The organism is Salinibacter pepae (assembly GCF_947077775.1).
Taxonomy (GTDB): Bacteria; Bacteroidota; Rhodothermia; order Rhodothermales; family Salinibacteraceae; genus Salinibacter; species Salinibacter pepae.
Genome location: NZ_CAMTTE010000001.1, coordinates 1,581,629 through 1,608,356, shown reverse-complemented (window position 1 = coordinate 1,608,356; position 26,728 = coordinate 1,581,629). Strand labels below are relative to the sequence as shown.

The 26,728-nt window shown below is 67.9% G+C and carries 25 protein-coding genes; 21 read left to right on the top strand and 4 right to left on the bottom strand.

Annotation, left to right across the window (positions count from 1 at the left end; all coding sequences use genetic code 11):
- Positions 1-40: 40 nt before the first annotated feature.
- The 21 genes from OJA40_RS06655 to OJA40_RS06555 all read left to right on the top strand — a co-directional run bounded on the left by OJA40_RS06655 (position 41) and on the right by OJA40_RS06555 (position 22,990).
- On the top strand, positions 41-724 hold the full coding sequence (locus OJA40_RS06655) for a lytic transglycosylase domain-containing protein (protein WP_263810164.1): 684 nt from the start codon (positions 41-43) through the stop codon (positions 722-724).
- A gap of 241 nt (positions 725-965) precedes the next feature.
- Positions 966-3,686 carry a methyl-accepting chemotaxis protein gene (locus tag OJA40_RS06650; RefSeq protein WP_263810163.1) on the top strand — a complete coding sequence of 907 codons (2,721 nt, stop codon included), beginning with the start codon at positions 966-968 and terminating at the stop codon, positions 3,684-3,686.
- A gap of 122 nt (positions 3,687-3,808) precedes the next feature.
- Positions 3,809-4,423 (top strand): ABC transporter substrate binding protein, encoded by a 615-nt coding sequence (locus OJA40_RS06645; protein ID WP_263810162.1) that lies wholly within the window; start codon positions 3,809-3,811, stop codon positions 4,421-4,423.
- 106 nt (positions 4,424-4,529) lie between these two features.
- Entirely contained in the window at positions 4,530-6,425 is a 1,896-nt protein-coding gene (locus OJA40_RS06640; RefSeq protein WP_208427149.1) for a methyl-accepting chemotaxis protein, read from the top strand.
- 144 nt (positions 6,426-6,569) lie between these two features.
- Complete coding sequence (locus tag OJA40_RS06635; RefSeq protein WP_263810161.1) at positions 6,570-7,214, top strand: hypothetical protein; 645 nt, start codon at positions 6,570-6,572, stop codon at positions 7,212-7,214.
- A 47-nt stretch (positions 7,215-7,261) separates the two neighbouring features.
- Positions 7,262-9,220 carry a methyl-accepting chemotaxis protein gene (locus tag OJA40_RS06630; RefSeq protein ID WP_263810160.1) on the top strand — a complete coding sequence of 653 codons (1,959 nt, stop codon included), beginning with the start codon at positions 7,262-7,264 and terminating at the stop codon, positions 9,218-9,220.
- 126 nt (positions 9,221-9,346) lie between these two features.
- The gene (locus OJA40_RS06625) at positions 9,347-10,174 is read left to right on the top strand and encodes a motility protein A (protein WP_208427151.1); all 828 of its coding nucleotides are present in this window, start codon (positions 9,347-9,349) and stop codon (positions 10,172-10,174) included.
- A gap of 24 nt (positions 10,175-10,198) precedes the next feature.
- Positions 10,199-10,975 carry an OmpA/MotB family protein gene (locus OJA40_RS06620; RefSeq protein WP_263810159.1) on the top strand — a complete coding sequence of 259 codons (777 nt, stop codon included), beginning with the start codon at positions 10,199-10,201 and terminating at the stop codon, positions 10,973-10,975.
- On the top strand, positions 10,912-11,526 hold the full coding sequence (locus OJA40_RS06615) for a flagellar basal body-associated FliL family protein (RefSeq protein WP_208427152.1): 615 nt from the start codon (positions 10,912-10,914) through the stop codon (positions 11,524-11,526). The genes OJA40_RS06620 and OJA40_RS06615 overlap by 64 nt, the downstream gene beginning before the upstream one ends.
- 59 nt (positions 11,527-11,585) lie before the next feature.
- Positions 11,586-12,704: a flagellar motor switch protein FliM gene (gene fliM / locus OJA40_RS06610; RefSeq protein ID WP_208427153.1), complete on the top strand. Its 1,119-nt coding sequence runs from the start codon at positions 11,586-11,588 to the stop codon at positions 12,702-12,704.
- A complete protein-coding gene (gene fliN, locus OJA40_RS06605; protein WP_263793046.1) occupies positions 12,622-13,572 on the top strand; it encodes a flagellar motor switch protein FliN in 951 nt (316 codons plus the stop codon). Before fliM ends, fliN begins: the two co-directional genes overlap by 83 nt.
- Before the next feature lie 122 nt (positions 13,573-13,694).
- Positions 13,695-14,267 (top strand): FliO/MopB family protein, encoded by a 573-nt coding sequence (locus OJA40_RS06600; RefSeq protein WP_263810158.1) that lies wholly within the window; start codon positions 13,695-13,697, stop codon positions 14,265-14,267.
- 29 nt (positions 14,268-14,296) lie between these two features.
- The gene (gene fliP / locus OJA40_RS06595) at positions 14,297-15,118 is read left to right on the top strand and encodes a flagellar type III secretion system pore protein FliP (protein ID WP_208427532.1); all 822 of its coding nucleotides are present in this window, start codon (positions 14,297-14,299) and stop codon (positions 15,116-15,118) included.
- A 54-nt stretch (positions 15,119-15,172) separates the two neighbouring features.
- Positions 15,173-15,442 (top strand): flagellar biosynthesis protein FliQ, encoded by a 270-nt coding sequence (gene fliQ / locus OJA40_RS06590; protein ID WP_011405299.1) that lies wholly within the window; start codon positions 15,173-15,175, stop codon positions 15,440-15,442.
- 84 nt (positions 15,443-15,526) lie between these two features.
- Positions 15,527-16,303, top strand: coding sequence for a flagellar biosynthetic protein FliR (fliR, locus tag OJA40_RS06585; RefSeq protein WP_208427530.1), 777 nt, complete (start codon positions 15,527-15,529; stop codon positions 16,301-16,303).
- 108 nt (positions 16,304-16,411) lie between these two features.
- Positions 16,412-17,473: an EscU/YscU/HrcU family type III secretion system export apparatus switch protein gene (locus OJA40_RS06580; protein ID WP_208427529.1), complete on the top strand. Its 1,062-nt coding sequence runs from the start codon at positions 16,412-16,414 to the stop codon at positions 17,471-17,473.
- A 147-nt stretch (positions 17,474-17,620) separates the two neighbouring features.
- Positions 17,621-19,672, top strand: a complete 2,052-nt coding sequence (flhA, locus tag OJA40_RS06575) for a flagellar biosynthesis protein FlhA (RefSeq protein ID WP_423816502.1) — start codon at positions 17,621-17,623, stop codon at positions 19,670-19,672.
- A gap of 27 nt (positions 19,673-19,699) precedes the next feature.
- Positions 19,700-21,034: a flagellar biosynthesis protein FlhF gene (locus OJA40_RS06570; RefSeq protein ID WP_263810157.1), complete on the top strand. Its 1,335-nt coding sequence runs from the start codon at positions 19,700-19,702 to the stop codon at positions 21,032-21,034.
- 33 nt (positions 21,035-21,067) lie between these two features.
- Positions 21,068-21,838, top strand: coding sequence for a nucleotide-binding protein (locus OJA40_RS06565; protein WP_263810156.1), 771 nt, complete (start codon positions 21,068-21,070; stop codon positions 21,836-21,838).
- Between the two features lie 47 nt (positions 21,839-21,885).
- A complete protein-coding gene (locus OJA40_RS06560) occupies positions 21,886-22,203 on the top strand; it encodes a hypothetical protein (protein WP_208427607.1) in 318 nt (105 codons plus the stop codon).
- A 40-nt stretch (positions 22,204-22,243) separates the two neighbouring features.
- Positions 22,244-22,990: a sigma-70 family RNA polymerase sigma factor gene (locus OJA40_RS06555; protein WP_208427606.1), complete on the top strand. Its 747-nt coding sequence runs from the start codon at positions 22,244-22,246 to the stop codon at positions 22,988-22,990.
- Between the two features lie 357 nt (positions 22,991-23,347).
- Here OJA40_RS06555 and OJA40_RS06550 read toward each other — a convergent pair whose 3' ends face one another.
- The 4 genes from OJA40_RS06550 to OJA40_RS06535 all read right to left on the bottom strand — a co-directional run bounded on the left by OJA40_RS06550 (position 23,348) and on the right by OJA40_RS06535 (position 26,710).
- Positions 23,348-24,184, bottom strand: coding sequence for an HDOD domain-containing protein (locus OJA40_RS06550; RefSeq protein WP_263810155.1), 837 nt, complete (start codon positions 24,182-24,184; stop codon positions 23,348-23,350).
- Between the two features lie 286 nt (positions 24,185-24,470).
- Complete coding sequence (locus tag OJA40_RS06545; protein ID WP_208427605.1) at positions 24,471-24,806, bottom strand: DUF4286 family protein; 336 nt, start codon at positions 24,804-24,806, stop codon at positions 24,471-24,473.
- A 141-nt stretch (positions 24,807-24,947) separates the two neighbouring features.
- On the bottom strand, positions 24,948-25,877 hold the full coding sequence (locus OJA40_RS06540) for a CapA family protein (RefSeq protein WP_263810154.1): 930 nt from the start codon (positions 25,875-25,877) through the stop codon (positions 24,948-24,950).
- Between the two features lie 278 nt (positions 25,878-26,155).
- Positions 26,156-26,710, bottom strand: coding sequence for a Uma2 family endonuclease (locus OJA40_RS06535; RefSeq protein WP_208427276.1), 555 nt, complete (start codon positions 26,708-26,710; stop codon positions 26,156-26,158).
- Positions 26,711-26,728 lie beyond the last annotated feature (18 nt).

Genomic DNA, 26,728 nt, shown 5'->3' with positions numbered 1-26,728 from the left:
TCAAGGGCAGACGGTCGTGGCCCAATGACACTGCTCCGCTATGGCACCCAACACCTCTCGGTTTCTGACCCGCGCTCTCCTCGCGGGCGGGGCGCTGTTCCTCCTTGCCGCCCTGGGGGCCGTTCCGGGCGTTCCGCCCGCGTGGGGGCAGACGGGGCCCCACGTCGACGCGCATGTGCGGCACGTGGCCCAGAACACGCGCCCCAAGGCCCCGGCCCGTTCGACCCGGCGTCGCCTCCGGGACTACGACTCGTACGTCCGGTACTTCTCCGGGCTGGCGTACACCCGAAGCGGGGTCAACCTGAGCACCAATTTCGTGCGGGCCCTGATTGCGGCCGAGTCGGCCGCTCGCCCCCGCGCCGTGTCGTCGGCCGGGGCCATCGGGCTCCTGCAGATCCGGCCCGAGACGGGGCGCCGGGCCGCCCGTGCCCTCTACGACACCGGATACGAGTTCCGGTTCGTCGACCGACGCCGCCTCCGCCGCCTATCGGCCGAGGACCTGAAGGACCCGGCCCTCAACATCCTCATCGGCTGCTACCTGCTCGACCGCTACAACGCGGAGTTCGGCGACCACCTGGCCCGGACCGTCGGGGCGTGGAACGCGGGCCCGGGCCGGGTGCGCCAGTACCGCGGCACGCCCCCCTACGAGGAAACGGTGGGGCTCATCCGCCGCGTGAACGCCTTCTACCTCTTCTTCCGACGTCAGGACGCCCGGGCCCCGTAGTGGTCCCTTCGCCCCGCGGCCCTCGGCTGCCGGAATGGGCGGGTGGCCCTCCCGACCCGAGACGGTCGTCCCGAGCGGAAGGACGTTCCGAGTAGGGATTCTCGGGAAGGGATTCTCGGGAAGGGATTCTCGGGAAGGGATTCTCGGGAAGGGGGACTGCTTTCATGGGGCCGGGCCGGCGCTAAACCTCCATCCCCGCACGACTGCTCCTCACTGGTTCCGCCAGCACGTCTTCTCCGTCATGCCTCGACTTCGAGACCTAAGCATCCGGGCGAAGCTCCTCCTCACACTCCTAAGTATCGGGGGCCTCTCGGTGGGCATCATGGGATGGATCGGGCACTCCAGTGCGCGGCAACGCCTCGAATCCGAAGCCCTCGGGCGGCTGGCGGGGGTGCAGGCGAACAAGGCCAACGCCGTTGAGGCGTACGTCGAGGACCTCCGACGACAGGTCGTCACGACGTCGAAAGACGACCGGACGGTGCGGGCAATGCGGAAATTTCGGTCGGCCTTTCAGGTGCTGGACGCCCGCAACGCCGCTCCGATTGGAGGGGGAACGGCGGCCGTGCGGACGTACTACGAGGACGAGTTTGTGCCCCGTCTCGAAGAGGGCACCGGTGAAGAGGCGTCGGCCGAGGCATACGTGCCGGAGGAGGGGCACATCCAGTATCTGCAAAACAAGTACATCGCCTCCAATCCCCATCCGGTTGGCGAGAAAGACGAACTGGACCGACCGGGGGAGGGCTGGGAGGTGTACCACGTGCCGCACGCCAGGTACCACGACGACTTCCGCCGGCTCCTCCACGCGTTCAACTACGACGACCTCGTCCTGGTGGAGCCGGGCAACGGGCACATCGTGTATTCCGTGCAGAAGGAGGTCGACTTCGGGACGAGCCTGCTCGACGGGCCGTACCGGGACAGCAATCTTGCCGAGGCGTTCCGGGCGGCCCGAAAAGCTGGAGCCGGCGAAGAGAGCCGCCTCACCGATTTTGCGGCGTATGGTCCGTCGTACGGGGCCCCGGCGTCGTTCATCGCGTCGCCCATTACGGACGCGGGCGAGGTGATTGGGGTGCTCGTCTTCCAGATGCCCATCGGGGAGATCAACGAGACCCTGACGGGCGGACAGGACTGGCGCGCCGAGGGGCTTGGGCAGACCGGCGAGACGGTCCTGGTCGGTCCGGATGGACGGATGCGGAACGACTCTCGCTTCCTCCTCGAGGACAAAGAGGCGTACCTGGAGACCCTTCGCGCTCAGGGGTACGAGGACGAGACGGTCGGCCGGGTGGACGCCCTGAATACCACGATCCTCCAGCAAGAGGCGCGCATGGAGGCGGTCGACCGGGCCCTGACCGGAAATGCAGGGGAGAAGATGGACACCGACTACCGGGGGAAGGAGGTTTTGAGCGCCTACGGGCCGGTCGACCTGGAGGGGGTCAACTGGGCTGTTGTGTCGAAGATCGACCGCGACGAGGCCCTCGCCGCCGTCGACGCCCTGACGGGGCGGATCGGGCTGTGGGGGGGCGGGCTGCTGGTGCTGGCGGGCGGGATCGCCCTCCTCTTCGTGCGCTCATTCACCCGGCCCATCATGGCGCTCCGGGACGCGTCGAAGAAGGTGACGGCCGGCACCCTGGACGCCACCGTGCCCGTGGAGGGACAGGACGAGGTGGGGGAACTGACGGCGGCGTTCAACGAGATGGTCGACCAGAACCGGGAGGCCCTGAACGACGCGGCGGCGAAGGAAGAGGAGGCCCGGCGGGCCACGCAGGAGGCGGAGCAGGCGCGGGACCGCGTCGAGCAGCAGCGGGCCGACCTGGAGGAGAGCATCGACACAATGATGGCGGCGATGGATCGGTTCGCAAACGGGGACCTCACGGTGCAGCTCGACATCGACCGCACCGACAACAAGATGGAGCGCCTGTTCGAAGGGTTCAACCGGGCCGTCAACAACCTGCGTCGGATGGTCGGAAAGGTGCGGGAGGTGGCCGAGTCGACCTCGGCGTCGGCCGGGCAGATCAACACGTCCAGTGAGCAGATGGCGGCCAGCGCCGAGGAGCAGTCGGCCCAGTCCGAAGAGGTGGCCGCGGCGGTGGAGAAGCTCAACCAGACCATTAACGAGAACGCCAAGAGCGCCCAGCGCACGGCCGACGCCGCGGAGGCGGGTGGCAGACAAGCCCGGCGAGGGGGGGAGGTGGTGGACGACGCGGCGACCAAAATCGAGGAGATCGCCGAGGTGGTCGACCAGTCGGCCGAGACGATCGAGCGGCTCGGGGCGTCCAGCGAAGAAATCGGCGAAATCGTGGAGACGATCGACGAGATTGCCGACCGGACGAACCTGCTGGCGCTCAACGCCGCCATCGAGGCGGCCCGGGCCGGAGCGGAGGGGCAGGGCTTCGCCGTGGTGGCCGAGGAGGTGCGCACGCTGGCCGAACGGACCGACCGGGCCACCGACGAGATCGCCGAGATGATCGACCAGGTGCAGTCGGAAACGGGCGAGGCCGTCGAGGCGGTGCGGGCGGGCACCCGCCGGGTCGAGGAGGGACTAGAGCTGGCCGACGAGGCCGGGACGGTCCTCGACGAGATTGTCGAGTCGATTGATCAGGTCGAAGAAATGGCCGACGAGATCGCGGCGGCCTCCGAGCAGCAGTCCACCACCAGCGAAGAGATTGCCCAGAGCGTCCAGTCGATTTCTACGGCCGCCCAGGCGTCGTCCGCCTCGGTGACCCAGGTGGCCGGGTCGGCCGCCGACCTCAACGCGCTGACCGAGACGCTGCGCGAGAGCGTCCAGCGGTTCCAACTCGTGCGCGGCGAGCACGCCGCGGCGCACGGGGGCGCGCCCACGTCCAGCCGGGCGGGGGGGCCCGACGGCGCCCAAACATCCCACCGGGCTACGGGCGCTGATCAGTGCTCCGACGAAGAGCCCCTCCGGGGTGCCGAGTCGTCGAGGATGGTTTCGAAAGAACGGTGAAGGCAAGGGGAAAGAGGTGACGTTCTCGTTTAAGATTTCTCGGTCGCCGCCGATACCTAACGGTGGAGTGCGTTTCTTCCCGATGCTCGATTCTCTTCACGCAAGCCCCTTGCACCATGCGCATGCGTTCTCTCGGATTTCTTTCCCTCCTCGTTGCCTTCGTGGCCGTGGGCACCACACCGGCCCCCGCCGGACCGTCGCCCACGGCGGACATAACCCCCGCCGACGCCCCTCCGCCCACGACGACCCGCCAGAGTGCCGGGCTGGTGCAGCAGATGTTTTTTCTGAACAAGATGCGCCCGGACGTAGAGCGCGTCGGCCTTATCTGGAAAAAGGGCGCCGCCAACCAGGAGAAGATGATCGAGCGGGCCAACCGGGCCGTCGCCGCCATCCAAGGCAAGCTCTACGTGGGATACGTTGAGGACCAGAGCGGTGTCGCGGAGCAGTTTCGGGTGTTGACCCGCAAGCACGACGTCCAGGCCATCTGGGTGATTGAAAACGACGGGATCGTCAATGCCTCGGCGCCCCGAAAGTACCTGATCAAGAACACCATCAAGAAGGGCATCCCCCTGGTGGCGCCGAGCCGCGACTGGGTCGACGCCGGCGCGCCGGTGGCGATTGCGAAGAGCGGCGGAGCGATTCAGATCCTCCTCAACGAGCAGGCGGCAAAGGCCACGGAGCTCAAGGTCCCCGAGAAATACCAGTCGAACACGGAGTTGATTGCGTCGGCCAACTAACAGGAGGCCCTCGGGCGGGACGGCGCCGGTCTGGGCATGGTGGAGGGCGTAGGCGCGTCCCCTCTTCGGACGTCAGTTACCCGTACCATCCTTGATTTTCAAACTCATGTCGCTACGATTTACAGATCTGAACCTCAGCACCCGATTCGCCTTGCTCCTGACGATCGGGGCCGTGGGCTTCATCGTTCTCTTTCTCTCGTTCGTATTCTACTCCCTGAACCAGACTGAGCTTGAGGTAGAGCGGCGTGGGCAGTTGATGGCGGAGACGGTGGGGCAGCAGTCCATCGTGAAGATCAAAATGGCCGACAAGGCAGGCCTGAAGGAGACCCTCAAGCGGGCCGTTGAGGGCAGCTCGGCCCTTGCGGGCGGGTTCTACGGCCCCAATGGGACCCGCATTGCCTCGTACGGACTCGACGAGACGCTTCCGTCCTCGGCCCGCAAGGTGGACGACGAGGCGGGCGCCCGGTGGGTCGAGACCACCGACGGCACGTCCGTGCTGGCCGCCACGTCGGACGTCATGAGTGACGGGGAGGCCATTGGGTCGGTGCTCACGGTCATGCCGTCCACGGTCCTGCAGGAGACGAAACAGACAAGCTACCTGATCGCGGGGGGAATCGTCTTCGGCATTGGGCTGTTGGGCGTGTTCATCGTGGTGGTGCTGCGGCGCACTGTGTCCCGCCCCGTCGACGCGCTCCGCGAGGCGGCGGAGGCGGTGCGGGACGGCCGCCTGGACGTGCATGTCGACGCGGACCAAGGGGATGAGATTGGGCAGCTTGCGGATGCCTTCAACGCGATGGTGACGGCGAGCCGGGAGAAAACCGAGGCCCTGGAAGAGAAATCGGTCCAGGCCGAAGAGGCCCTGGAGAAGGCCGAGACCCTCCAGCACGAGGCCGAGGAGGAGCAGGAGTATCTGCGCGAGCAGTTCAATCGCATCTCCGACGTGCTGTCGGCCGTGGAGCAGGGCGACCTGACCCAGCGGCTGACCGTACGGCAGGACGATGCGGTGGGCCAGCTCATGAAGCAGGTCAACGCGATGATCGACCAGCTCGCCGACCTCATTCAGGAGGTCGAGACCACCAGCAGCCAGCTCTCGGCGGCCGCGGAGACGACGGCCTCGACGGCCGCGGAGATGTCGGCCGGGACCGAAGAGCAGGCAGAACAGACGACGGAGGTGGCGGCGGCCGTCGAGGAGATGTCGTCGACCGTGGCGTCGTCCTCCGAGCACGCCGAGCGCACCAACGAGAAGGCCCGGGAGGCGTCGGAGCTCGCGGAGCGGGGCGAGAAGGTGTTCAACCGCACCACCCAGGCGATGGAGCGCATCGTAGAGGTGGTCAACTCCTCCTCCGACAAGGTGTCGGCCCTTGGTGAGGCGAGCGCCGAGATCGGCGACATCGTGCAGGTCATCGAGGACATCGCCGATCAGACGAATCTCCTCGCCCTCAACGCCGCCATCGAGGCCCAGCGCGCCGGCGAGGAGGGAAAAGGCTTCGCCGTAGTGGCCGACGAGGTCCGAGAGCTGGCCGAGCGGACCACCTCCGCAACCCAGGAGATTTCGGACGTGGTCGTGCAGATTCAGGAGCAAATCGACGAGGTCGTGGCCGCGATGGAGAAGGGCACCGACGAGGTCGAGAGCGGGCTCGCCCTCACGGAGGAGGCCTCCGATGCCCTCGACGAGATCACCGCCTCCATCGACGACATGGCGGCGACGATCGACGAGATCGCGGCGGCCACCCAGGAGCAGTCGGCCACGACGACCCAGATTGCCGAGAGCGTCGAGTCGATCTCCGGCGTTGCCGACAGCGTGTCGAACTCGACGAACCAGCTGGCGGAGATGGCCGACGACATGTCCCGGCAGGCCGACGACCTGAGCGACCTCATCGAACAGTTCGACGTCTCCGGGGCAGGGGGAAGCGCCTCCACCCGTCAGGACGAGGCGGCGCTGGAGCCCGCCCCGAACGTGTCGGCGTCCGGCCCCAACGGGGCGGCAGTTGGAACCGCCTAGCTGCGGGGCACACGCCCCGTCCCTGGGGGCATTCAATTTTGACGTCCTCGGAAAGAGGGAGCACGGAACCACCGGACACTTAAGGTCCGCTCCGGCGCGCCGATAATTATAGGTGCGCCGGATTTCTTTTGCCCGCCCCGCGTCATGCAGCGCCCCGCCTTCGACATCTGGACGACCCGCCCGGTGGGGTGGATTGCCGTGATCCTCTGGGCGGCGGCGGTGGGGAGCGGGTTCGTGCTGTTGACGAGCTACCAGAACGCGCCCGGAACGCCCGCCCAGCCCCCCGCCGACTGGCCGGCCGAGAGCCGCATCGAACCGGCCGACCAGGGGGCGACGCTGCTCGTGTTCGTCCATCCGCACTGTCCGTGCACCGACGCGACGATGGAGGAGCTGGCGCGCCTCATGCGCCACGTGCGGGACACCGTGCGCGCCCACGCTGTCTTTTTGCGGCCGGAGCCGGTCGAGCCGGGCTGGGTCACGACGTCCCTCTGGCGCCGGGCCGAGTCGGTAACCGGCGTGCGTCCCCGCCGGGACCCGGGCGGACGCGAGACCGACCGGTTCGGGGTGCAGACATCGGGCCAGGTTCTGCTCTACGGGCCCGAGGGCGCGCTCCGGTTTCAGGGCGGCATCACGGCGGGGCGGGGGCACGAAGGCGACAACGCGGGGCGCGCCGCCCTCCGGGCCCTTCTCACCGGTGCCCGCCCGGCAGACACGGAGACATTCGTCTTTGGCTGCTCGATGCGCGAAGACGGAACGACCGGATGCATCGGAGGGATGTGCCTCCGGTGAGGCGTCGTTCCGCCACCGTCTCATGCACGCTCAGCGTTCGATCTGCCATGCCCTCCTCCACGACAGCCCCCTCGGAAGCGACCGGTTCGCCGCCCGGCGCCGTCGAGGCGTCGGCCGACACGGTCGCGCCGGACGAGATCCACCGCCGCTTCGTCGACTACGTGACGGAAAACTACCGCAACGTCGATTTTCGGTTCGCGGTGTTGATGACGGTGCAGTGGGCCGCGGCGATCGTAGCCGCCGTCCTCATCTCCCCGAACACGTGGGCCGGGACCGAGAGCACGATGCACGTGCACGTCTACGCGGCCGTCCTGTTGGGGGGGCTCATCAGCGCCCCGCCGGCCCTCCTGGCGTGGGTGCGGCCGGGAACGACCCTGACCCGCCACCTCATTGCCGGGGCCCAGCTGATGATGTCCGGGCTGCTCATTCACCTGTCGGGCGGACGCATCGAGACGCACTTTCACATCTTTGCGTCGCTGGCCTTCCTCTCGCTGTACCACGACTGGCGGGTGCTCCTCACCGGCGCCGCGGTGACGGGGGTAGACCACGTCGTTCGGGGCATCATCTGGCCGGAGTCGATCTACGGCGTGCTCACGGCCAGCCCGTGGCGCACCGTCGAGCACGTCGCCTGGGTCGTGTTTGCCGTCTCCTTCCTGGCCGTGGGGTGCGTGCAGGCCGTGCGGATGTACCGCCGGCGGGCGGAGCAGGAGGCCGAGGCGGCCCAGAAAAACGACCGCCTGGACGCCCTGCTCCAGGACGTCAAGGCGGCCAAGACCGAGGCGGAGGAGAAGCGCGAGCAGGCCGACCGGCTGGCCGAGCAGTCGCGCGTCGTGCGGGACTACCTGGAGGGGGAGGTGGAGCGCATGCTCGGGGCGATGAATCGCCTGTCGGACGGGGACCTGACGGTTGAGTTTGCCGCGGGCCGCGTGGAGGACACCCTCAACGAGGACCTCAGCGAAACGGAGGCCCTCGTGGACCGGCTCGGCGACGGGTTCAACCGGACCGTCGAGCAGATGCGTGAGACGCTCGCGGAGGTCGACGCCGCCGTGGAGGAGACGGCCACGGCCACACGGCAGGTCGGGACGGTGGCGGACCAGTTGGCCGACGGCGCCGACCGGCAGCACGCCCAGGCCGACGAGGTGGCCGCCGCGGTGGAGGAGATGAGCCGGACCATCTCCTCGAACGCGGATAGCGCCACCCGGGCGGCCGAGGCGGCCCAGCAAAATGGAGAGCAGGCCGAGACCGGCGCGGAAGTGGTCGGGGAGGCCGTGGAGAAGATGCACGAGATTGCCGATACGGTCCAGGACTCGGCCCGGACGGTCAAGGAACTGGGCGCGTCGAGCGAAGAGATTGAGGAGGCCGTGTCCATCATCAACGACATTGCCGACCAGACGAACCTGCTGGCCCTCAACGCGGCCATCGAGGCGGCCCGAACCGGCGAGGAGGGGCACGGCTTCGCGGTCGTGGCCGAGGAGGTCCGCGAGCTGGCGGAGCGCACCGCCGAGGCGACGGACGACATCGCCGAGATGGTCGCCGAGATCCGCGACAAGGCGGACGAGGCGGTGTCGGCCATGCAGCAGGGAGAGGAGCAGGTCCAGGACGGCATGGCCCTCGCCGACGAGGCCGGGGAGGCCCTCGACAAGATCGTCGACGGGACGCAGGAGGCGGCCGACACCGTCAGCGACATTGCGTCGGCCACCGAGGAGCAGTCGGCCACCAGCGAGCAGATTACGCAGAGCGTGCAGGGCATCTCGGAGGTGTCCCGGGAGGCGGTCACGGGCATCCAACAGATTGCAGACACCGTGGCGGACATGGAGGCGCGGACCGATCGCCTCGGCCGGCTCGTCGGCCACTTCACGCTCGGGGGGGAACAGGCAGTCGGGGCCCCTCGGGAAGCGGTGCCGGCCGCGAACAAGGCGCCGGATGATTCGTCGACGCAGCCCCGAGCCCCAACCGAGGGCCTGCCGGGGGCCTCGTCGTCCCTGGGAGACGGGGCGCCCGACTAGGGGCTCTGCGCTCAGGGGAGGCGGGGCCGAACGGCAATCGTGTGGGCGGCACGATTTTCCGTAGAGGGGCCCTGGGTTTTTTCCGGCTCGTCGTGTCGTTGCGGTGTCATTCTGAATGGAGGTACTATGCGGAAATCAACCTCGATCGGCCTGATCAGTGGATTTGTCCTCATCACCGGGGCCATCCTGCTGGGCAACACATGGGGGAAGTTCTTCGACCCGGCCTCGCTGCTGATGGTGGTGGGGGGCACGGCGGCGGCCGTCGTGGTTAACTATTCCTTCGACGACCTGAAGCGCGTCATCGAGATGACGCAGGACCTCTTCGCGTTCGAGCCGCCGTCGCTCCAGCGCCGCCTCGACCAGATTACAAACATGGCCCGCACCGCGCGGCGGGAGGGGGTGCTTGCCCTCGACCGGCACATCGACGACGTCGACGACGACCTCCTGGAGTTCGGCCTCGAAATGGCCGTCGACGGGATGGGGGAGGACGAGATTGCCGGCATGCTCGACCAACGGATCGCGGAGATGAAGGGCAAGCGCCAGCTCGTGGCGGACTTCTTCACGCAAGCGGGCACGTACGCCCCGGCGTTCGGCATGATCGGCACCCTCATCGGGCTCATTCAGATGCTGAACAACCTCGACGACCCGAGCAAGATTGGCTCGGGCATGGCGACGGCCCTCGTCACCACCTTCTACGGGGCCCTGCTGGCCAACCTGGCGTTCCTGCCGCTGGGCGACCGGGCGCGAAAGCAGAACGAGCTCCGGGGCAAGGCGCACTACATCACCCGGGAGGGCATCCTCGCCATCGCCCGTGGGGACAGCCCGCGCATGATTGAGCAGCGCCTCGGCTTTCTCGCGGAGGACGAGGTGGAAGGAGAAGCGGAAGACGCGGACGCGGGGGCGGAATCGACCGAAGACGCCACCGATGCCCAGCCCGCCGCGGCCGCGGCATAGTCCCATTGATTGTTCTACGCCCTTATGAGCAGTGACGAGATGGGTCCCGATACCGACGGGGACGACGGCGACGACATGCCGACGGCGCCGTTCTGGATGACGACGTACGGCGACATCATGACGCTCCTCGTCACCTTCTTCGTCCTCCTGATCTCGATGTCGGAGATCCGGATGAAGAAGTTCCGGGACGCCATCAGCAACTTTCAGCGGCAGCCCGGCATGTTTTCCGGGAGCAAGTCCGTGGTCCCCGCCGACTACTCGTCGGGCTCCAGCCGGTCCCGGGCGCGAAAGCGGGCCGAGCAGTACGAGCAGTTCCTCAAGAGGCTTGAGGAGCGCGGGCTCGGCGAGAAGATCCAGGCGGACCTGAAGAAGGAGGGCATTCACGTCGTCATCGCCGATTCGTTGATGTTTCGCACCGGACGGGCGCGCCTCCTCAAGCCGTCCCGGACGGTGCTGCGGGAGCTGGCGAACCTGCTTAGCCGCGACGTGGGGTCGGTGGTGGTGTCGGGGCACACCGACGACCGCCCGATCGGGACGCGGAAATTCCCGTCGAACTGGGAGCTGTCGACCGCCCGGGCGGCGTCGGCGGTACGTTTTCTGCAGGAAAGGGCTCCCGAATACGACGCCTCGCGGTTCCAGGCGGTGGGGCACGCCTCCACGGACCCGCGCGCCTCGAACCAGACGGACGAAGGGCGGGCCAAGAATCGTCGTGTAGAAATTATGTTCAACTGGCGGTCATGGAACAGCAACAAGACGACATCGCCCCGTCCGACGCCGGAGTCGACGGCGACGGGGCCGTGACGGAGGACGAGGAGCCGCTCATCAAGCGGCACTTCCTCCTGCTTCTGGCCCTGGCGCTTGGCGTGGCGGGCGTGGCCGGGGTGGGGGTGACGTACGCGCAATACGACCGCGTCGGGGAGACCATCCAGGCGATCCCCTACGTGGGACAGATTGCCCAAAACCCCGGGACGGTCCCGTACGCCGACCAGATCGCAGGGCTGCTCCCCTTCGTGGGGGGCGACGCCGGCGGGGACGCGGAATCCCAAAAGGTCGGTGCCCTCTCAACGCTGGAGGGACTCGTGGTCAACCCCGCGGGCTCCCGCGGCAACCGGTACCTGGCCATTAGCGTCGTGTTCGAGATGGAAGCGCCCAAGGTGAAGAAGGAGATGGCGAAAAAGAAGGTCATCATCAAAGACGCCGTGCTCCGGCTGCTGTCGGAGCGGACGGTCGAGGAGCTGTCCGACCCCGAACGGCGTGACAACCTGAAAAAAGCGCTGCGCGAGGAGGCGAACGGGATCCTCAGCAAGGGGACGGTGGACCGGCTGTACTTTACGGAATTCGTTTTGCAGTGACGCAGACCCGTGGGCGCGGACCCGTTCTCTGATCTTCTCGACGGCAGCGCAGCACCAGCATGTCGAAGCCCCTTAGTCAGGAGGAAATTGACGTCCTTCTCGGCGACGCCGAGGCGGAAGAACAGGACGATCCCACCGGAGGTGCAGGTGGCGAGCCGGACACGCAGGCGGAGAAGGAAAAGCAGGCGCAACCGTACAATTTTAAGCGGCCGCGCCTGTTCTCGCAGACGCAGAAGCGCATCCTGAATCAGGTACACGAGTCGTTTGCCCGGGACCTCTCGGTCTACCTCTCCGCCCAGCTCCGCACGATCGTCGACATTTCGCTGACGGCCGTCGACCAGGTGCTCTACTCGGAGTTCGTGATGTCGAGCGCCCCGCCGTCGGCCCTGTACGTCCTGCGCGAGGACGAGCTCGAATACCGGTCGATTTTCGAGATCGACCCGCGGCTGGTGGTGTACACCATCGAGAAGCTCATGGGGGGCGACGGGGAGCTGATGGACGAGTCCCGTGAGGTGTCCCCGATCGAGCAGCGCATCATGAGCCGGGTGATGAAGCGGGCGTACCGGAAGCTGGAGGAATCCTGGCGAAAGGCCTACGAGCTGTCGGTCGAGGAGGTCGCGTTCGAGTCGAACGCCGAATTTGTGCAGATCATCCCGGCGGCCGAGCCGGCGCTCGTGGCCTCGTTCGACGTGCGCGTCTACGACGAGCCGTCGTTTATCAACATCTGCTACCCGTACCTCATGCTGGAGCAGATGCTGGGACGCTCCGGCATGGAGCAGTGGATTTCCAGCTCCACGACGGCCGTCGAGCCTGCAGTGCGAGACCGGTACGAGGAGACCCTGCGGGAGACAGAGGTGAACCTAAGCGCCGAGCTGGGGCGCACCGTCCTGCCCGTAACCGAGCTGGCCCAGCTGCAGGAGGGCGACGTCATCCCCCTTGACCGCGAGACCGACGACCCCATCAAGGTGTTTGTAAACGGCGAGCAGAAGTTTGAGGCCGTGCCGGGCCGTTCGGGACGGCAGCGGGCCCTGCGGATCACGGCGGCGGAGTCCCCCGAGAACGTCGAGTTCGATTCTCTGACCCCTTCCCCTGACCATGACCCAGAACACGCTCAAGACGCACATACAGACGGCACTAACGGCGCTGGAAGCGCTGCTGGAGCAGCTGAGCGGGAATGACATTCCGCTCGACGCGTCGGCCCCGAAGAACATCGCCGACCGGTCGCCCACGGAGGCGCTCCAGAACGACCTGAAGAAGCGCTTCGTCCTGTACGCCGCCGACCGGGGCGCGGTCGTGGCCCTGGACCCGGACTGGGTGCCCCTCTTCTCGGAGGCCATGTTCGGGGAAGAGATGGCGCCCGACGCGGACGGGGCCCTCGACCTCATGCAGGAAATCTCGTCGCAGGGCTTCGGAACCGTACAGAGCACCCTCGCGGAGGAGGGCCTGACCCTGCCCGAGGTGCAGTTCGACACGGCCGCGCCGGGCCAGGCGCCCCCGTCCCCGGACGAGGCCGCGTGGCTCGTGCCGTTCACCGCGCAGCGGGACGGCGGCGAGCTGGACGGGCTCGTGCTCCTGCCGGACGGCGCCGAGGCGTCGTCGGACGCGTCGACCACGACGGAGAGCGCCCCCCAAGAGGCCGCCGCGGGGGCCGACCAGTCGTCGGGGGCGTCTCCGCCGGCGGGCGGCGGGGCCCCGTCGTCGGCGGCGGACGAGTCGGAAGGCGTCGAGGTGTCGCCCGCCGCCTTCAGTGAGCTCGGCGACGAGGAGATCAGCGGGGACGGGGACTCCGGCACCTTCAAGCTGCTGGCGGACGTGGACCTGGAGGTGCGCGTGGAGCTGGGCCGTCGCGAGCTGCCCCTGGCGGACGTGCTGAAGCTCACGACGGGGAGCGTGGTCGAGCTGGAGAAGATGGTCGGGGAGCCGTTGTCGGTGTACGCCAACGGACGCCTGATCGCCGAGGGGGAGGCCGTGGTGATCGACGAGCAGTTCGGGGTGCGGATCACGAATCTCGCCTCGGACGGACACCGGGAAAAAGCATTCTTCTAGACGGGAACGGGACCGACCGATGGGGGCGCCCGGATGGATTTTCCGGCTGGCATTGTTTTCGCAGAACAAGACAGCCGGTGTTTCGCCTTCTCGTTCTGCCGCCCTCCCCCGATCCGTCGCCCATGGTTCCCGCGTCCTCAGACTCGCCCGGAGTCTCTCCGCGCCGCCTGGCCTGGTACGCGCTGTACGCGCTGGGGGCGCTGGTGGCGCTTTGGGTGCTGGTCCAGGCCGCCGCGTTGGTGCCGTCCGCCGACGGGGCCGAGTCCGCCGACGGGGCCCCGCCGGAGGCCCCCGCGTCTTCGTCCGTGTCGTCGGACGCCGGCGTCGATCTCTTTACCTGGGGGAACCTGTCGGCCCTCCTGGTGCTGGTGGGCGGCGGGGGATACGCGCTCTATGTGCGCCGCCGCGTCTCGTCCGGGGAGGCCTCCGCTGCCCTCCGTCCGATCGGGCAGTTGGCCCTCGGGCAGTCGCAGCACCTTCGCCTCGTTGCGTGCGGGGACGAGGTGCTTCTGGTGGGCGCCACCGAGGAGGCGATCGAGCTTCTGAAAACGTACCCGCGAGAGGCGTTCGACGAGTCGGTGCTCGACGCGGCGGAGGGCGGCACGGCCCCACCGGGCGGGGGCGGGTCCTCGCCTCAGTCGGCGCACTTCGCCGACGTGCTGAAGCAGTTTGCCCGTCAACACTCCCTGTCGTGACGCCCCACGCCGTGTCTATCCGCTTCCCGATGCCGGGGCCCTCGCCCGTTCGACGGGCCGGGGGGCTCATCGTACTGGTCGCGCTTCTCCTGGCGGGGGGGGGCCTCGTCGGGGCCCCCGCATTCGCCCAGGAGGCCGGGGCGACGGCCGCTCCGGTCGACACGTCCGGGTCGTCGCTCGGGGGCCTCCCCCAGGTCGACCTGACCCCTTCGGAGGACGGGTACGAGCTGCCGATCCAGCTCCTCCTCCTGCTGACGGTCCTCACGCTCGCCCCGGCCATCATCATTCTGATGACCAGCTTCACGCGCCTGGTCGTCGTCTTCAGCATCCTGCGCCGGGCGCTGGGGCTGCAGCGGTCCCCGCCCCGGCAGGTCGTCATCGGCCTCTCGCTCTTCCTGTCCCTCTTTATCATGCAGCCGGTGCTGGAGACGGTCCACCAGGACGCGCTCCGGCCGTACCTGGACAACGAGATCACGCAGCAGGAGGCGTTCGACCGGGCGTCCACGCCGATGAAGCGGTTCATGCTCACCCACACGCGGGACAAGGACCTCATGCTCTTCATGGACATGGGGGAGATCGAAAGCTTTGAGGGCCCGGACGAGGCGCCGCTCTACGTGGTCGTGCCGGCGTTCGTCATCAGCGAGCTCCGGATTGCATTCCAGATCGGCTTTATGATCTTCCTGCCGTTCCTCATTGTGGACCTCGTCGTGGCGAGCATTCTGATGAGCATGGGCATGATGATGCTGCCGCCCGTTATGATCTCGCTGCCCATCAAGCTGCTGCTCTTTGTGCTGACCGACGGCTGGTACCTGATCGTCGAGTCGCTCATGCAGGGCTACGCGGTGGGGTAGCGCCCGCCCCGCACGCCCCTTCACAATCACCGCACACCAACCACCCCGCCTCCAATGAACGCAGATGTTGCCGTCTACTGGCTCAAAGAATCGCTCCGAACGGGATTTATGGTCCTCGGGCCCATGCTGGGCATGGCGCTGCTGGCCGGCATTGTCGTGAGCCTCTTCCAGGCCGTCACCTCCATGCAGGAGATGACGCTCAGCTTCATCCCGAAGCTCATCGCGATCGCCGTTGTCTTCTTCTTCATGATGCCGTGGATGATTCAGATGATGACCGACTTCACGGCCGAGATCTTCGCCGCCATTCCCAGCGTGTCGAAGTGACCGGCGGCCCCCCGCCGGACGCCCCCGCCGGACGCCCCTGTCCTGTGCCCGTGACGCCCGACGCCGAGACCAACGGCGTGTCCCATGTCGCTGCTCGATACCGAATACATTCTGCGGGTGCTGCTCGTGTTCGTGCGGGTGAGCGGCCTGATGCTGGCGGCCCCGGTCTTTCGACAGCAAACCATTCCCGTGCGGGTGCGGGTGCTGGCCAGTGTGGTGCTGGCCTACAGCCTGGCGGGCTTCGCCACGGGGCCCCTGCCCGAGCACGTAACCCACGACGTCGGGTTCATGCTGGTCGTGCTGGTGGAGGCGGGCACGGGGCTCGTCATGGGCTTTACGGCGCGCATCATTTTCTGGGCGGTGAGCTTTGCGGGGACCATCATGGGGTACCAGATGGCGCTGAGCCTCGCGCAGACCTACAACCCGATCAGCGGCACGTCGAGCAACCCGCTCGGCCAGATTCTCTCGTATGCGTTTCTCCTCGCGTTTCTCCTGGCCGACGGGCACCACTTCCTCCTGCGGGCGCTCGCGCAGTCGTTTGAGGTGGTGCCGCTGGGCGGCGCCGAGCTGTCCGGGGCCGGGCCGCCGATGCTGGGGTGGATGGGGGACTTCTTCCGGCTCGCCGTCCGGCTGGCGGCGCCGTTCCTGGTGATCCTCTTCCTAACCGACATCGCGCTGGGCATCTTCGCGCGCCTGGTGCCGCAGGCGAACCTCTTTACGCTCAGCCTGCCCGCAAAGCTGCTCGTGGGCATTGGAATCTTCTTTGTCTTTGTGCAGGGCGTCTTTCCGTTCTTCCCGTCGCTGTTTGGGGAGATTGAGCAGATGGTGCACGCGGTGCTCCGGATCATTGCCCCCGGGTAGCCGGCGATGGAGGGGCGGGAAAAGTTTTCCGTTGCGCCCTGCGCAGTCCTTTCCCCGTGCGGGGGCGCCGAGTACTCGCGATCGCGTGATTGCCTCCCAGCGCCACCGATGAGTGAGACGCAGGAAAAACAGTACGACCCCACGCCCCGACGCCTCGAAAAGGCGCGCGAGAAGGGAAACGTGCTCCGGGCCACGGAGCCGGTCTCCGTGGGGCTTCTGCTGACGGCGATGGCCGTCTTTTCGGTGGGGGGCGCCTCGGCGTTTCAGTCCCTGCAGGACATGGCGGCGCGCATTTTTCTCCGGTCGGCGCGCATGTCCCTCACCCCGGCGTCGCTCCAGCGCCTCGTCGCGGAGATCGGGGCGCAGGTCGCCGGGATGCTGGCCCCCCTCTTCATTGTGCTCGTCGTGGCGGCGGTGGGGCTGAACATGGTCCAGTCCGGGTGGAACGTGTCGTTCACCCCGGTCCAGCCGCAGCTGAGCCGGGTGAACCCCCTGGAGGGGCTGAAGCAGATTTTTTCCTCGAAGGGGGCCTTCGGCTTCGCGAAAACCCTCCTCAAGATCGGGGTGGTGGGGCCCATCGCGTACTTCGCCATGCGGCCGCTCATTCCCGAGATGGTGCAGGTCTACACGCTGCCGCTGCCGGCCCTGCTCGACCAGGCGGCCGACTGGTTCTTTGCGCTGATGTGGCGGGTGCTGATGGGCCTCGTCGTGATTGCGGCGCTCGACTTCGCGTTCGAGCGCTGGAAGTACTACGAGGACCTCAAGATGAGCAAAAAAGAAATGGAGGACGAACAGAAGGAAACGGAGGGGGACCCGGAGTTCGAAGAGAAGCGCCGGGAGAAGGCCAAGGAGCTGGCCGAGCAGCCGCGCATGGACCACGCCGTCATGAAGTCGGACGCGGTTGTTACAAACCCGACCCACTACGCCATTGCCCTCCGCTACGACCCCGACGAGGCGCCGGCCCCGCGGGTGCTGCTGAAGGGCGTGCGCAAGCGCGCACTCCGGATTAAAGAGCTCGCCGCCGAATTTGACGTGCCTACGTTCGAAAATCGGTCCCTGGCACACGCCTTGTACGAGAATGTGCCAGAGGAGGAGGAAATTCCGGAGGAGCTCTACCCGGCCGTCGCCGCCATCCTCGCCGAAGTATACGAGCAGCGCGGCGACGTCTGACCCGCTTATGCTTTGTCATCCACCCCCGTCGGTGCTTTGTCCCGCGCTGCTGAGTCCCGCACGTCATCGTCGCCCACCGGGTCGCTGGGGGTTGGGGGGGTCGACAGCGAAATTTTCGTGGCCGGCGCCATCGTGGCGATCCTGTTCATGATGGTGGTGCCCCTGCCCAGCTATCTGCTGGACCTCTTCCTGGCCACGGACATCGCCCTGAGCCTCGGGGTGCTCCTGACGTCGTTCTATGCCGAGCGGCCCCTGGAATTTGCGATCTTCCCGGGCCTGCTGCTCACGACCACCCTCTTCCGGCTCTCGCTGAACGTGGCGTCGACCCGGCTCATCCTGGGCACCGCGGAGGCGGGTGCCCTCATCAACGCGTTTGGAAGCTTCGTCGTGGCGGGCAACTACGTGGTGGGGGCCATCATCTTCCTCGTGCTCGTCATTATCAACTTCGTGGTCATCACGAAGGGCACCGAGCGCATCTCGGAGGTCGCCGCGCGGTTTACGCTCGACGCGATGCCGGGGAAGCAGATGGCCATCGACGCGGACCTCAACTCGGGCCTCATCGACGAGCGGGAGGCGCGCGAGCGGCGGGACGAGGTGACGGAGGAGGCCGACTTCTACGGGGCCATGGACGGCGCCACGAAGTTTGTGCGGGGCGAGGCCGTCGCGGGCATCCTCATCACGGCCATTAACGTCGTGGGGGGCTTGGTGATCGGCGTGACCCAGCAGGCAATGGGGATCGGGGAGGCGGCGAGCACCTTCGCCCTGCTCTCGATCGGGGACGGGCTCGTGTCGCAAATCCCCGCGCTCATGGTGTCGACGGCGGCCGGCATCATCGTCTCGCGGGCCAGTGGGGAGGAGGGGTCGCTGGCCAGCGAGATGAAGGGCCAGCTCCTCGACAAGCCGCCCCCGCTGCTGATCACGGGGTGCTTCCTGGGGGTCATGGGCTTTGTGCCGGGGCTGCCCGTCCTTCCGTTCTGGCTGCTGAGCGCAGGGGTGCTCCTGCTGTGGTACCTGCGCAGCAAGGAGAAGAAGGCGGAGGACGAAGCAGAGGCCGAGCGCCAGCGCGAGGCCGAGGAGGAGCAGGCCGAGGAGGGGGCCGAAGAGGACCCCTCCGACCTGTTGCTGGTGGACCCGCTCGAACTGGAGATCGGCTACGGGCTCATCTCCCTCGTGGACCCGGACCAGGGCGGGGACCTCCTGGAGCGCGTCAAGATGCTGCGGAAGCAACTGGCCGAGGAGATGGGCCTGGTCATCCCGCCGGTGCGCATCCGCGACAACGTCGACATGGACTCGAACAAATACGTGATCCGGCTGCGGGGCAATCCCATCGGCGAGGGCCAGGTGATGCCGGGGTACAAGCTCGCGCTGCTCCCGGACGACGTCGACGAGGCGCCGTCGGGCATCCGGGTCGAGGATCCCACCTTTGGGCTGCCGGCCGTCTGGGTGGCGGAGCGCAACCTGTCGGAGGCGGAGCAGATGGGCCTGACCGTGATCGAGCCGCCGGCCGTCATCTCGACCCACCTGCTGGAGGAGCTGCGGAAGAACGCCTATCGGCTCCTCGACCGGCAGGAGGTCCGGGAGATGCTGGACAAGGTGGAGGAGTCGGCCCCCGCCCTCGTCGACGAACTGGTGCCGGACCTCCTCTCGCTGGGCAGCATCCGCAAGGTGCTCCAGCGGCTGCTGGAGGAGCGCATTCCGATTCGCGACCTCGTGACGATCCTCGAAACGCTGGCCGACCACGCCTCGCAGACGCAGACGGTGGAGGTGCTGACCGAGCACTGCCGGGCGGCCCTGGCGCCCACCATCACCCGCGAGTTCTCGGGGCCCGAGGGGCGCATCAAGGCCTTCGTGATGGACCCGGCCCTGGAGCAGCACCTGCTCGAAACGGCCGAGTCCGGGGGGCTCGACGCCAACACCCTCGGGCTGCAGCCCGAGCGGGCCGACGCCCTCGTCAAGGCGATCGACGAGCAGGCGACTGAGCTTATCAGCAACGACCGGGCGCCGATCCTGCTGATCTCCCCCGTGCTGCGGGCGACGGTCTACCAGTTTCTGGATCCGATGGTCTCGGACATTACCGTCCTCTCCTACAACGACCTTACGCCCGACGCCCCGGTCGACATCGTCGACCAGGTCAGCATTCCGCAGGGCTCGTCGTCCCCCGACCTGTCCGCCGCGACCGCCGGGGTCTCCAACGCATAACCTCATCCGCGCCACGCCCGCACTGCCATGGACGTCAAGACCTTTACCGATTCGAGCATTCAGGCGGCCCTCGAAAAGGCGCGGCACAAGCTGGGCGACCAGGTTGTGCTGGTCGAGTCGGAGCCGCCCACCGACGAGGGGCCCGCGCAGGTCACCGTGATGGTGGACGAGTCGGCCCAGCCGGCCGCCACGCAGGGCGAGCCGTCCTGGGGCCACGTGCCGAAGCCGTCGGAGGCGCCTGCGTCGGCCCCGAGCACGTCGCCCGCCCCGGGCCGCGGGGGCGAGAATGACGGGGCCGCCCTCGGGCACGAGGAGGACGAGGCAGCGGGGCCGCCCGGGGCGGGGCGGGCGTCGCGCTTCCAGTCGGAGCTGGAGGCCCAATCCCGGCCGGGGGCGAACGCGTCGGGGCAGGGCCCGGGGCGGGGACGGGTGTTTCCGGCCTCGGATGCGGAGGGCGACGGGGCCGCGACGACCGGCGACCACGAGGCCTGGGTCGAGTCGCGCCTGGCGGAGCTCCGAGCCCGGGGCGGGGACGGGCACGACCGGACCGCCCGCCCCGCCGGAGCGGAGACCGACGAGTGGGCCGCCCACCCGCTCTACGGGCGCCTGCTGGAGGACGGCCTCCGGCCCAAGACCGCGACCGCCCTCTTTGGCGACCTGACGGAGCGGGGCGTGGACCCGAGGGAGAGCCCCCGGGACGAGCTGCACTGGGCCCTCGCACAGGTGGTGTGTCGCCGCATCCAGACCGACCCCCTGACCGACGACACGGGCGTGATCGCCCTGGTGGGGCCCAGCGGCGCCGGGAAGACGTCGCTCGCCCTCAAGCTCGCGGTCCACGACCGCATGCTCGCCCGGCAGGACACCGCCGTGCTTCACCTGTGCCCGGAGGCGGGACGCAACGCGTCCTATCAGAATCCGACCGCCCTGTACCGGCGCTTCGGCCTCCCGGTGCGGAGCGTCCGCACGAAGGAGGACATGGCGAAGGCGCTCCGGTGCGTCGGCGACTTCGAGCAGGTGCTCATCGACACGCCGCCGCTCCCCATGCCCCTGTCGGAGGCCCGCCCGGTGCTGCGGCGGTACCGGCGCCTCCTGCGGCCCCTGCCGCGGCCCGCCGTCCACTTCGTGGTCGATGCCACCCGGGCGCTCGGGGGGATCGACGAGGCGACGTTCGCCCGGCTGCCCCTCCGCCCCACGGCGGCGGCCGTCACCCACCTGGACGAGGTGCACGACTGGGGACAGGTGGCGGAGTGGCTGATCCACGTCGACCTGCCCGTACAGATTATCTCGGAGGGGCCCGAGGTGCCGGACGGGGCCCGGGCCTTCTCCCTGCGGTGGTTCGTGGAAGACGTCATGGACCTCTAGCCGTCTTGCTTCCTCCTGCCTGACTTTCGACCGATGGAAGTAACCTCCAACGTTCTCACATTTGCCAGCGGCAAGGGCGGCGTCGGGAAGAGCGTCGTGACGGCCAACCTCGCCGAGATGCTCGCGCGGGAGGGACACCGTGTGGCCCTCCTCGACGCGGACCTGGGCCAGAGCGACGCGGCGGTGCTCCTCAACGAGGCCCCCGCCACGACGGTGTTGGGCGCCGTGCAGGAGGACGCCGCGCTGCGTGCGGTGCCGCACGAGACGGAGGGGGGAGTGACCCTGGTGCAGGCCGCCCACCGCCCGCCCCCCGAAGCCCCGGACGCGCGTGACGCCCTGTACGCCGCGCTCGATACCCTGCTCGGGCGCCTCCGCGAAACGCACGAGTACGTGCTCGTCGACGCGTCGGCCGGAACCGACGGGCCCGTGCAGTGGGCCCTGGATCGGGCCGACCTGGGGGTGCTCGTGGTCGTGGGCGAGCCCACCGCCGTGGCCGATGCCTACCGGCTCGCCAAGCAGCTGTGGAACGCCGACCCCGATTACCCGCTGGGCCTCGTCGTCAATTTTGCCGAGGACGAGGACGACGCCCGCAGCATCGGGGAACGGTTCAAGGCGGTCACGACCCGCTTTCTGGGGCAGGCCCCGAAGACCCTCGGCTGGATTCCGTTCTCGCACGCCGTGCGCCGCTCGGTGTCGGACCAGACGCCGGTGGTGCGGAGCGAGGGGCCCGCCCGGGACGCCTTCGCCGATCTGGCCGACACGACCGCCCGGGGGCAGTACGCCCTCTCGCCCGCCCTCTCATGAACTGTGCCCTGCACGTCTCACTACGCCTCACAATCGCGCCCTGTACCATGCCGTCTTCCGACACTGCCTCCGTGTCCCTGTCCTACCACACAATCATCGCCGACGTGAGCGTGCTGTTCGGGACCGGCATCTTTCTGGCGCAGATGTGGGGCGGGGCGCCCCTGGAGCACACCGTCGTCACCGCGGCGGGGGGCGGGGTGGCAACCTACCTCATCCTGGCAGTCGGCTACGCGGCGGCCCGCAGCATCGTCCAACACGGGATGCCCTTCGAGACAATTGCGGAGGAGGACGCCTCGGACGAGGGGGCGTCTGCGGAGTCGGAGCCTGAGCCGTCCGAAAACGTTCGGGAAGCCCAGGCCGCCTAAATCCCCGCGACTCGTTGCGACGTCCTAACGCCGTAGTGCCATGTCCCGTGACCTGCAGCCCCTCGTCGAGCAGTACCTCGACGACCCGACCCCGTCGAACCGAGAGGCCGTCGTGATGGCGGCGCTCCCCCTCGTACGCTCCATCATCGGCAAGATCAGCGTGCCCGACCACCTGCTTGCCGCGCACGAGGACCTGGAGAGCGTCGGGATCGTCGGGCTGCTCGAAGCCCTCGACAACTACGATCCGGAGCAGGCCCAGTTTGCGACGCATGCGTACCGGCGCATCCGGGGCAACATCATCGACTACCTCCGCTCAATCGACGTGCTCTCGCGGGAAAAGCGCAAGAAGATGGGCGCGGTGCAGGAGGCGCTCTCGTCGCTCCGACAGATGCTGGGGGAGGAGCCGTCGGACGAGGACGTGGCCGACTACATGGGGATGGCCGTGGAGGCGTACCACGACCTTCTCCGGGACGCGCAGTGCCGCTTCTCCCTCTCCCTCTCGCGGCCCAGCGAGGACGACGACCACACGATGCTCGATGTGCTCCCGAGCGACGACGGGACCGAAGGGTTCGAGCAGTTCGAACAGGCGTCTACGCAGAAGCACCTCGAAGACCTGATCCAGACGCTTCCGGAGCGCCAGCAGACGATCCTGGGCCTGTACTACACGGAAGACCTGACCCTCCAAGAGATCGGCGAGGTGCTTGACCTGAGCGCCGCCCGCATCTCGCAGCTCCTCGGAAAAATTCAGCTCACCCTGCAGTCGAAGTTCGAAGAGCACGCCCACTGACGGCACGTCCCGAGTGCAGGGGGGCAGAGACATACCAGTGCGGGCTTGCGGGCAGTCCCAGTTGCCCATCGGTGTGTGGCCCCGCCCGGTCGGCACGTGGTTGAGCGGGACACGAGTGCAGGTGAGGGGCCGGGGCCGAATTAGGCGACGGAGAGGGCGCTCCCTCGTGCGGTCCGGCGGGCGGCCCGGCTTGCGGACGGGACGAGCCGGACGACGACGGTTCCAGGACGATGCGCTCGCCCCTTCGTGGAGCGAGGGGCCCGGTGCCAAACGAGAACAGCGAGAGCTGCCCCTGGGCGGCAAATGATGCTTCGTCGTGGGGCGAGAACCGGGACGGCCCGCGGGGCCCGAGGCCGGTCAGAAGTGGCCCACCTCCGATGCGTAGGTCGACGCGTCCTGGGCGACCGTCATCATGAGGTCGTCGATCCTCGACACAGGAGAGTCCTCAGAGTTCTCAGAGCCCTCAGGGGCGTCCAACGATGCGGCGAAGTTTTCATCGAGGTCCCGACGGGCCAGGTCGCCACCGTTCCGGATGGAGACCCCGAGCATCTTGCTGGGCGACTCCGGCTCGTCTGCCGGGTTGGCGGCGATCTGAAGCACCGAGCAGACCCGCTCCGGCAGCTCCCAATGGTCGGCCGCCTGCGGGGCCAGGGTGCGGTAGTTTTCACCGAAGGCATGGGCCTCGGCCTCGGTGTCGGGGAGGGGCATTGTGCCCGCCTCGGCCAGCGTCGCGTACCGGTCCGGCTGGACGTGGAGCAGGACGAGGCGCCCCATCGCGTGGATGAAGCCGGCCGAGAAGGCCAGCCGGGTCCAGTCCTCCTCCACGTCGAGGGCCTTCGTAAGCCCCTGCGCAAACCGACCGGTAAAGACGGCCGAGTGGGCGATTTGGCGGAGCAGGGCGGAGTGGGCGTCGAAGTCCTCCCGGAGCTCCTCCACCCCCTCAATCATGACGATCGAGGAGACCTCGACGAACCCGAGAAGGCGGACGGCGCGGTCAATGCTTTCGACTTCTCGCTGGAGGCCGTGGTACGGAGAATTGACGCGCCGAAGGACGTTGAGGGAGACGGACGGGTCGTGCTCCACGATGTCGATGAGCGGGGCGGGGTCCGTCTGTCCGGAGGCGATAAATTCTTCCACCTTCGAGATGGTGGACGGAAGGGTCGGAAACGTGAGCGTGAGGCCCTGTTTCTGCACGGACGGGTGCGGAGTTGATGAGCCGACGAGGCGAGCAAGAGCCTGTGGGCCCGTCCGGGGCGGCCGCCGGCACCAGCGCGGACGGCACCAGCATCCGGGGGCACCGGACGGAAAAGAAGCTCCTTTGCACCTAGTTATCGACAGGTGCCGGGCCAGTTTAAACCCAAGCTCCAGGACCTCCGCTGAGGGGCTGTCCGTGCGTGAGGCGTCAGGACCTTGCATGCTCGTCTCGCCGAGCCGGGGACCCCCGCCCCCACGGTCGACCGGTCCGCCGTGGGGGCACCCGTCACCCCTGAAAAAGACGCTTCTGTTCGAGGACGCGGCGGTCGGCGGCCACGTGGTCGCCGTGTTCGGGCCCGGCCTCCCGCAGTTCATCGGCGTGCTCGTCGAAGTAGGCCTGCAGGGCGTCGCGGTCGCGCACCTGATACTGCACGGTCCAGGCCCGCTCGCCGGTCGGCTCGTCGGGGGCCGGTGCGGTGTTGCCGTCGTCGCTGGTGGCGTACCAGACGGCCGCCTCGAACCCGTCGAGCTCGAGCATGTCCCGGATGTGCTCGCGTAGCCACGAGCTGTAGCGCGGGGCGGTGTCGCCGTCGACGGTCAGGTTGACTTCGTAGAGGAGCATGGTGTGGAGATCGGGTTGCAGGAAGTGCGTGCACGACGGCCCAAGGTAAGGACCAGTGGGAGGAATGACAGGGCGGCGTCCGGGCGTGGGAGTGCGGGGGGTGGGTGAAGGGCAGGAGGGAGGGGGAAGAGGAAGGGGGAGTCAAGAATCGTTGTCGAAAGCGACCTGGGTAGGTGTTGGGGGGGCGGAGTGGCGGAGGGCAACGTGGCACTGGTCGCGGTCGCGGTCGAGGGTGATCTCGCGGAACTCGGCGCGCACAACTTCGGGGGGGCCGTCTTTCCGGGCAAGGTCGACCTTGAGCATCGCTCCCTCGCCGAGGACGGGCAGTTGCTTGCCCGTCACGAAATTGCCCAACGAGTAGGCAACGAGCTGGCCGTTGTCCCGCGGCTCGAACGGCTGGGGGAGATGGGTGTGGTGGCCGGTGGTGAGCGCGTAGCCCGCGGGCGGCGTCTGCTCGGAACGCGGTGTGCGCTCGTGCTCGTAGCCCCAGTGCGGCAGGGCGATGTGGAGGCCCGGTGCGTCCGGCGCCCCGGGGGCGGTGCGGGCCACCCCGTCGCCCCCGCGGTTGAGCCACCAGGTCCAGGCCGTCACGGTAATGCCGTCTGCGATCTGGAGGCGGGGGCGGTCGGTGGTGCCGACCCAGCGCAGGCCGCGCTCGTCTAGAATTTGGAGGGTGCGCCGGAGGGCGTCCGGGCCGTAGTCGGTGGCGTGGTTGTTGGCGATGGAGACGACCCATCGATCGAGGGGACGGAGTTCGGCCAGCGCCGGGAAGATGTCCGGCCTGTGCTTCATGAGGAACGGCCGCCAGGCGCGCTCCGAGAAGATGCCTTCAAAGTTGCCCACCACGACGTCACAGCCGCCCAGGAACGCCCGCACGCCGTCCCCAAAGTGGGCTTCGCGGCCGAACAGGGGGCAGATGTCGCCCACGAAGCCCATCGTGTAGTCCGCGGGGCCGTCCCGACAACGGAGGGCCGTGTCGAGGGACGGCGGGCGGGGCGACGGGCCGGTAAAGCGCCGCCACACCATCGGGAAAAATTCGCCCCAGGAGTACGGGCCGAAGGGATTGTCCATGGAGGAGACGATGCGAGACGGGTTCTGAGGAACGGCGGATCCGGCATGATGAGAACGCTACCCACCACGCTGCTTACGTTGCCGGGGGCGTGTAGATCGCGACCCTCCTCGCGATGGACCTCGGGTTCTCGGGGTCGCTGTGGGGCCGCAGTTGACGGCGGCGTAGAATCGGAGGGGGCGGGCTCTGGAGCATACTGCGCCCATGCGGGCTGCCCGAGGCGACGCAGATGGCGTCGGGGAATCGGTGACCTGTGGAGTACAAGAAAGTGTGCCCCCGGCTACGGCAGCAGGTCCGACACGGCCACTGACTGATTGCGCAGGGACACGGTCTCATCAGCCGTGTGGACCGTGGTTTCGGTGTACGACTCGCCCGTGGGTCCCCAGTGGACCTCCAGTTGTCGATCCACGAGATTGACAATCCAGTATTCCGGGAGGTCGTGCCGGGCGTAGAGGGGGCGTTTCCGCGTGCGGTCGAACTGGAGCGAGGCGTCGGCCACCTCAACGACAAGGACGGCCGACGACGGATGGTCGTCAAGGAAGTCGCGGGGCTGCCCTTCAACCACAGACACATCGGGCTCTGGCTCAGAGTGAGGGCCGAGGGCCAGGGGCAGTTGCTCGTCGACTAGATACTTGTCACCCGGGAATATCCGTTGTAAAACACGGCGCACAAGGCGGATGGCGACGGCGTGCGGCGTGTTTTGCGGACTCATTCGGATGATCGCCCCTTCGATTAGTTCGACGGGATCGTCCTCGCCCAAAAATCCTGCGTCGGCAAGGTCGTGGTACTCCTCGCGCGTCCAGCGATGGGTTGTGGGGGCAGTGGCGGTTGACACTGGTGTAGTCCCCAATGG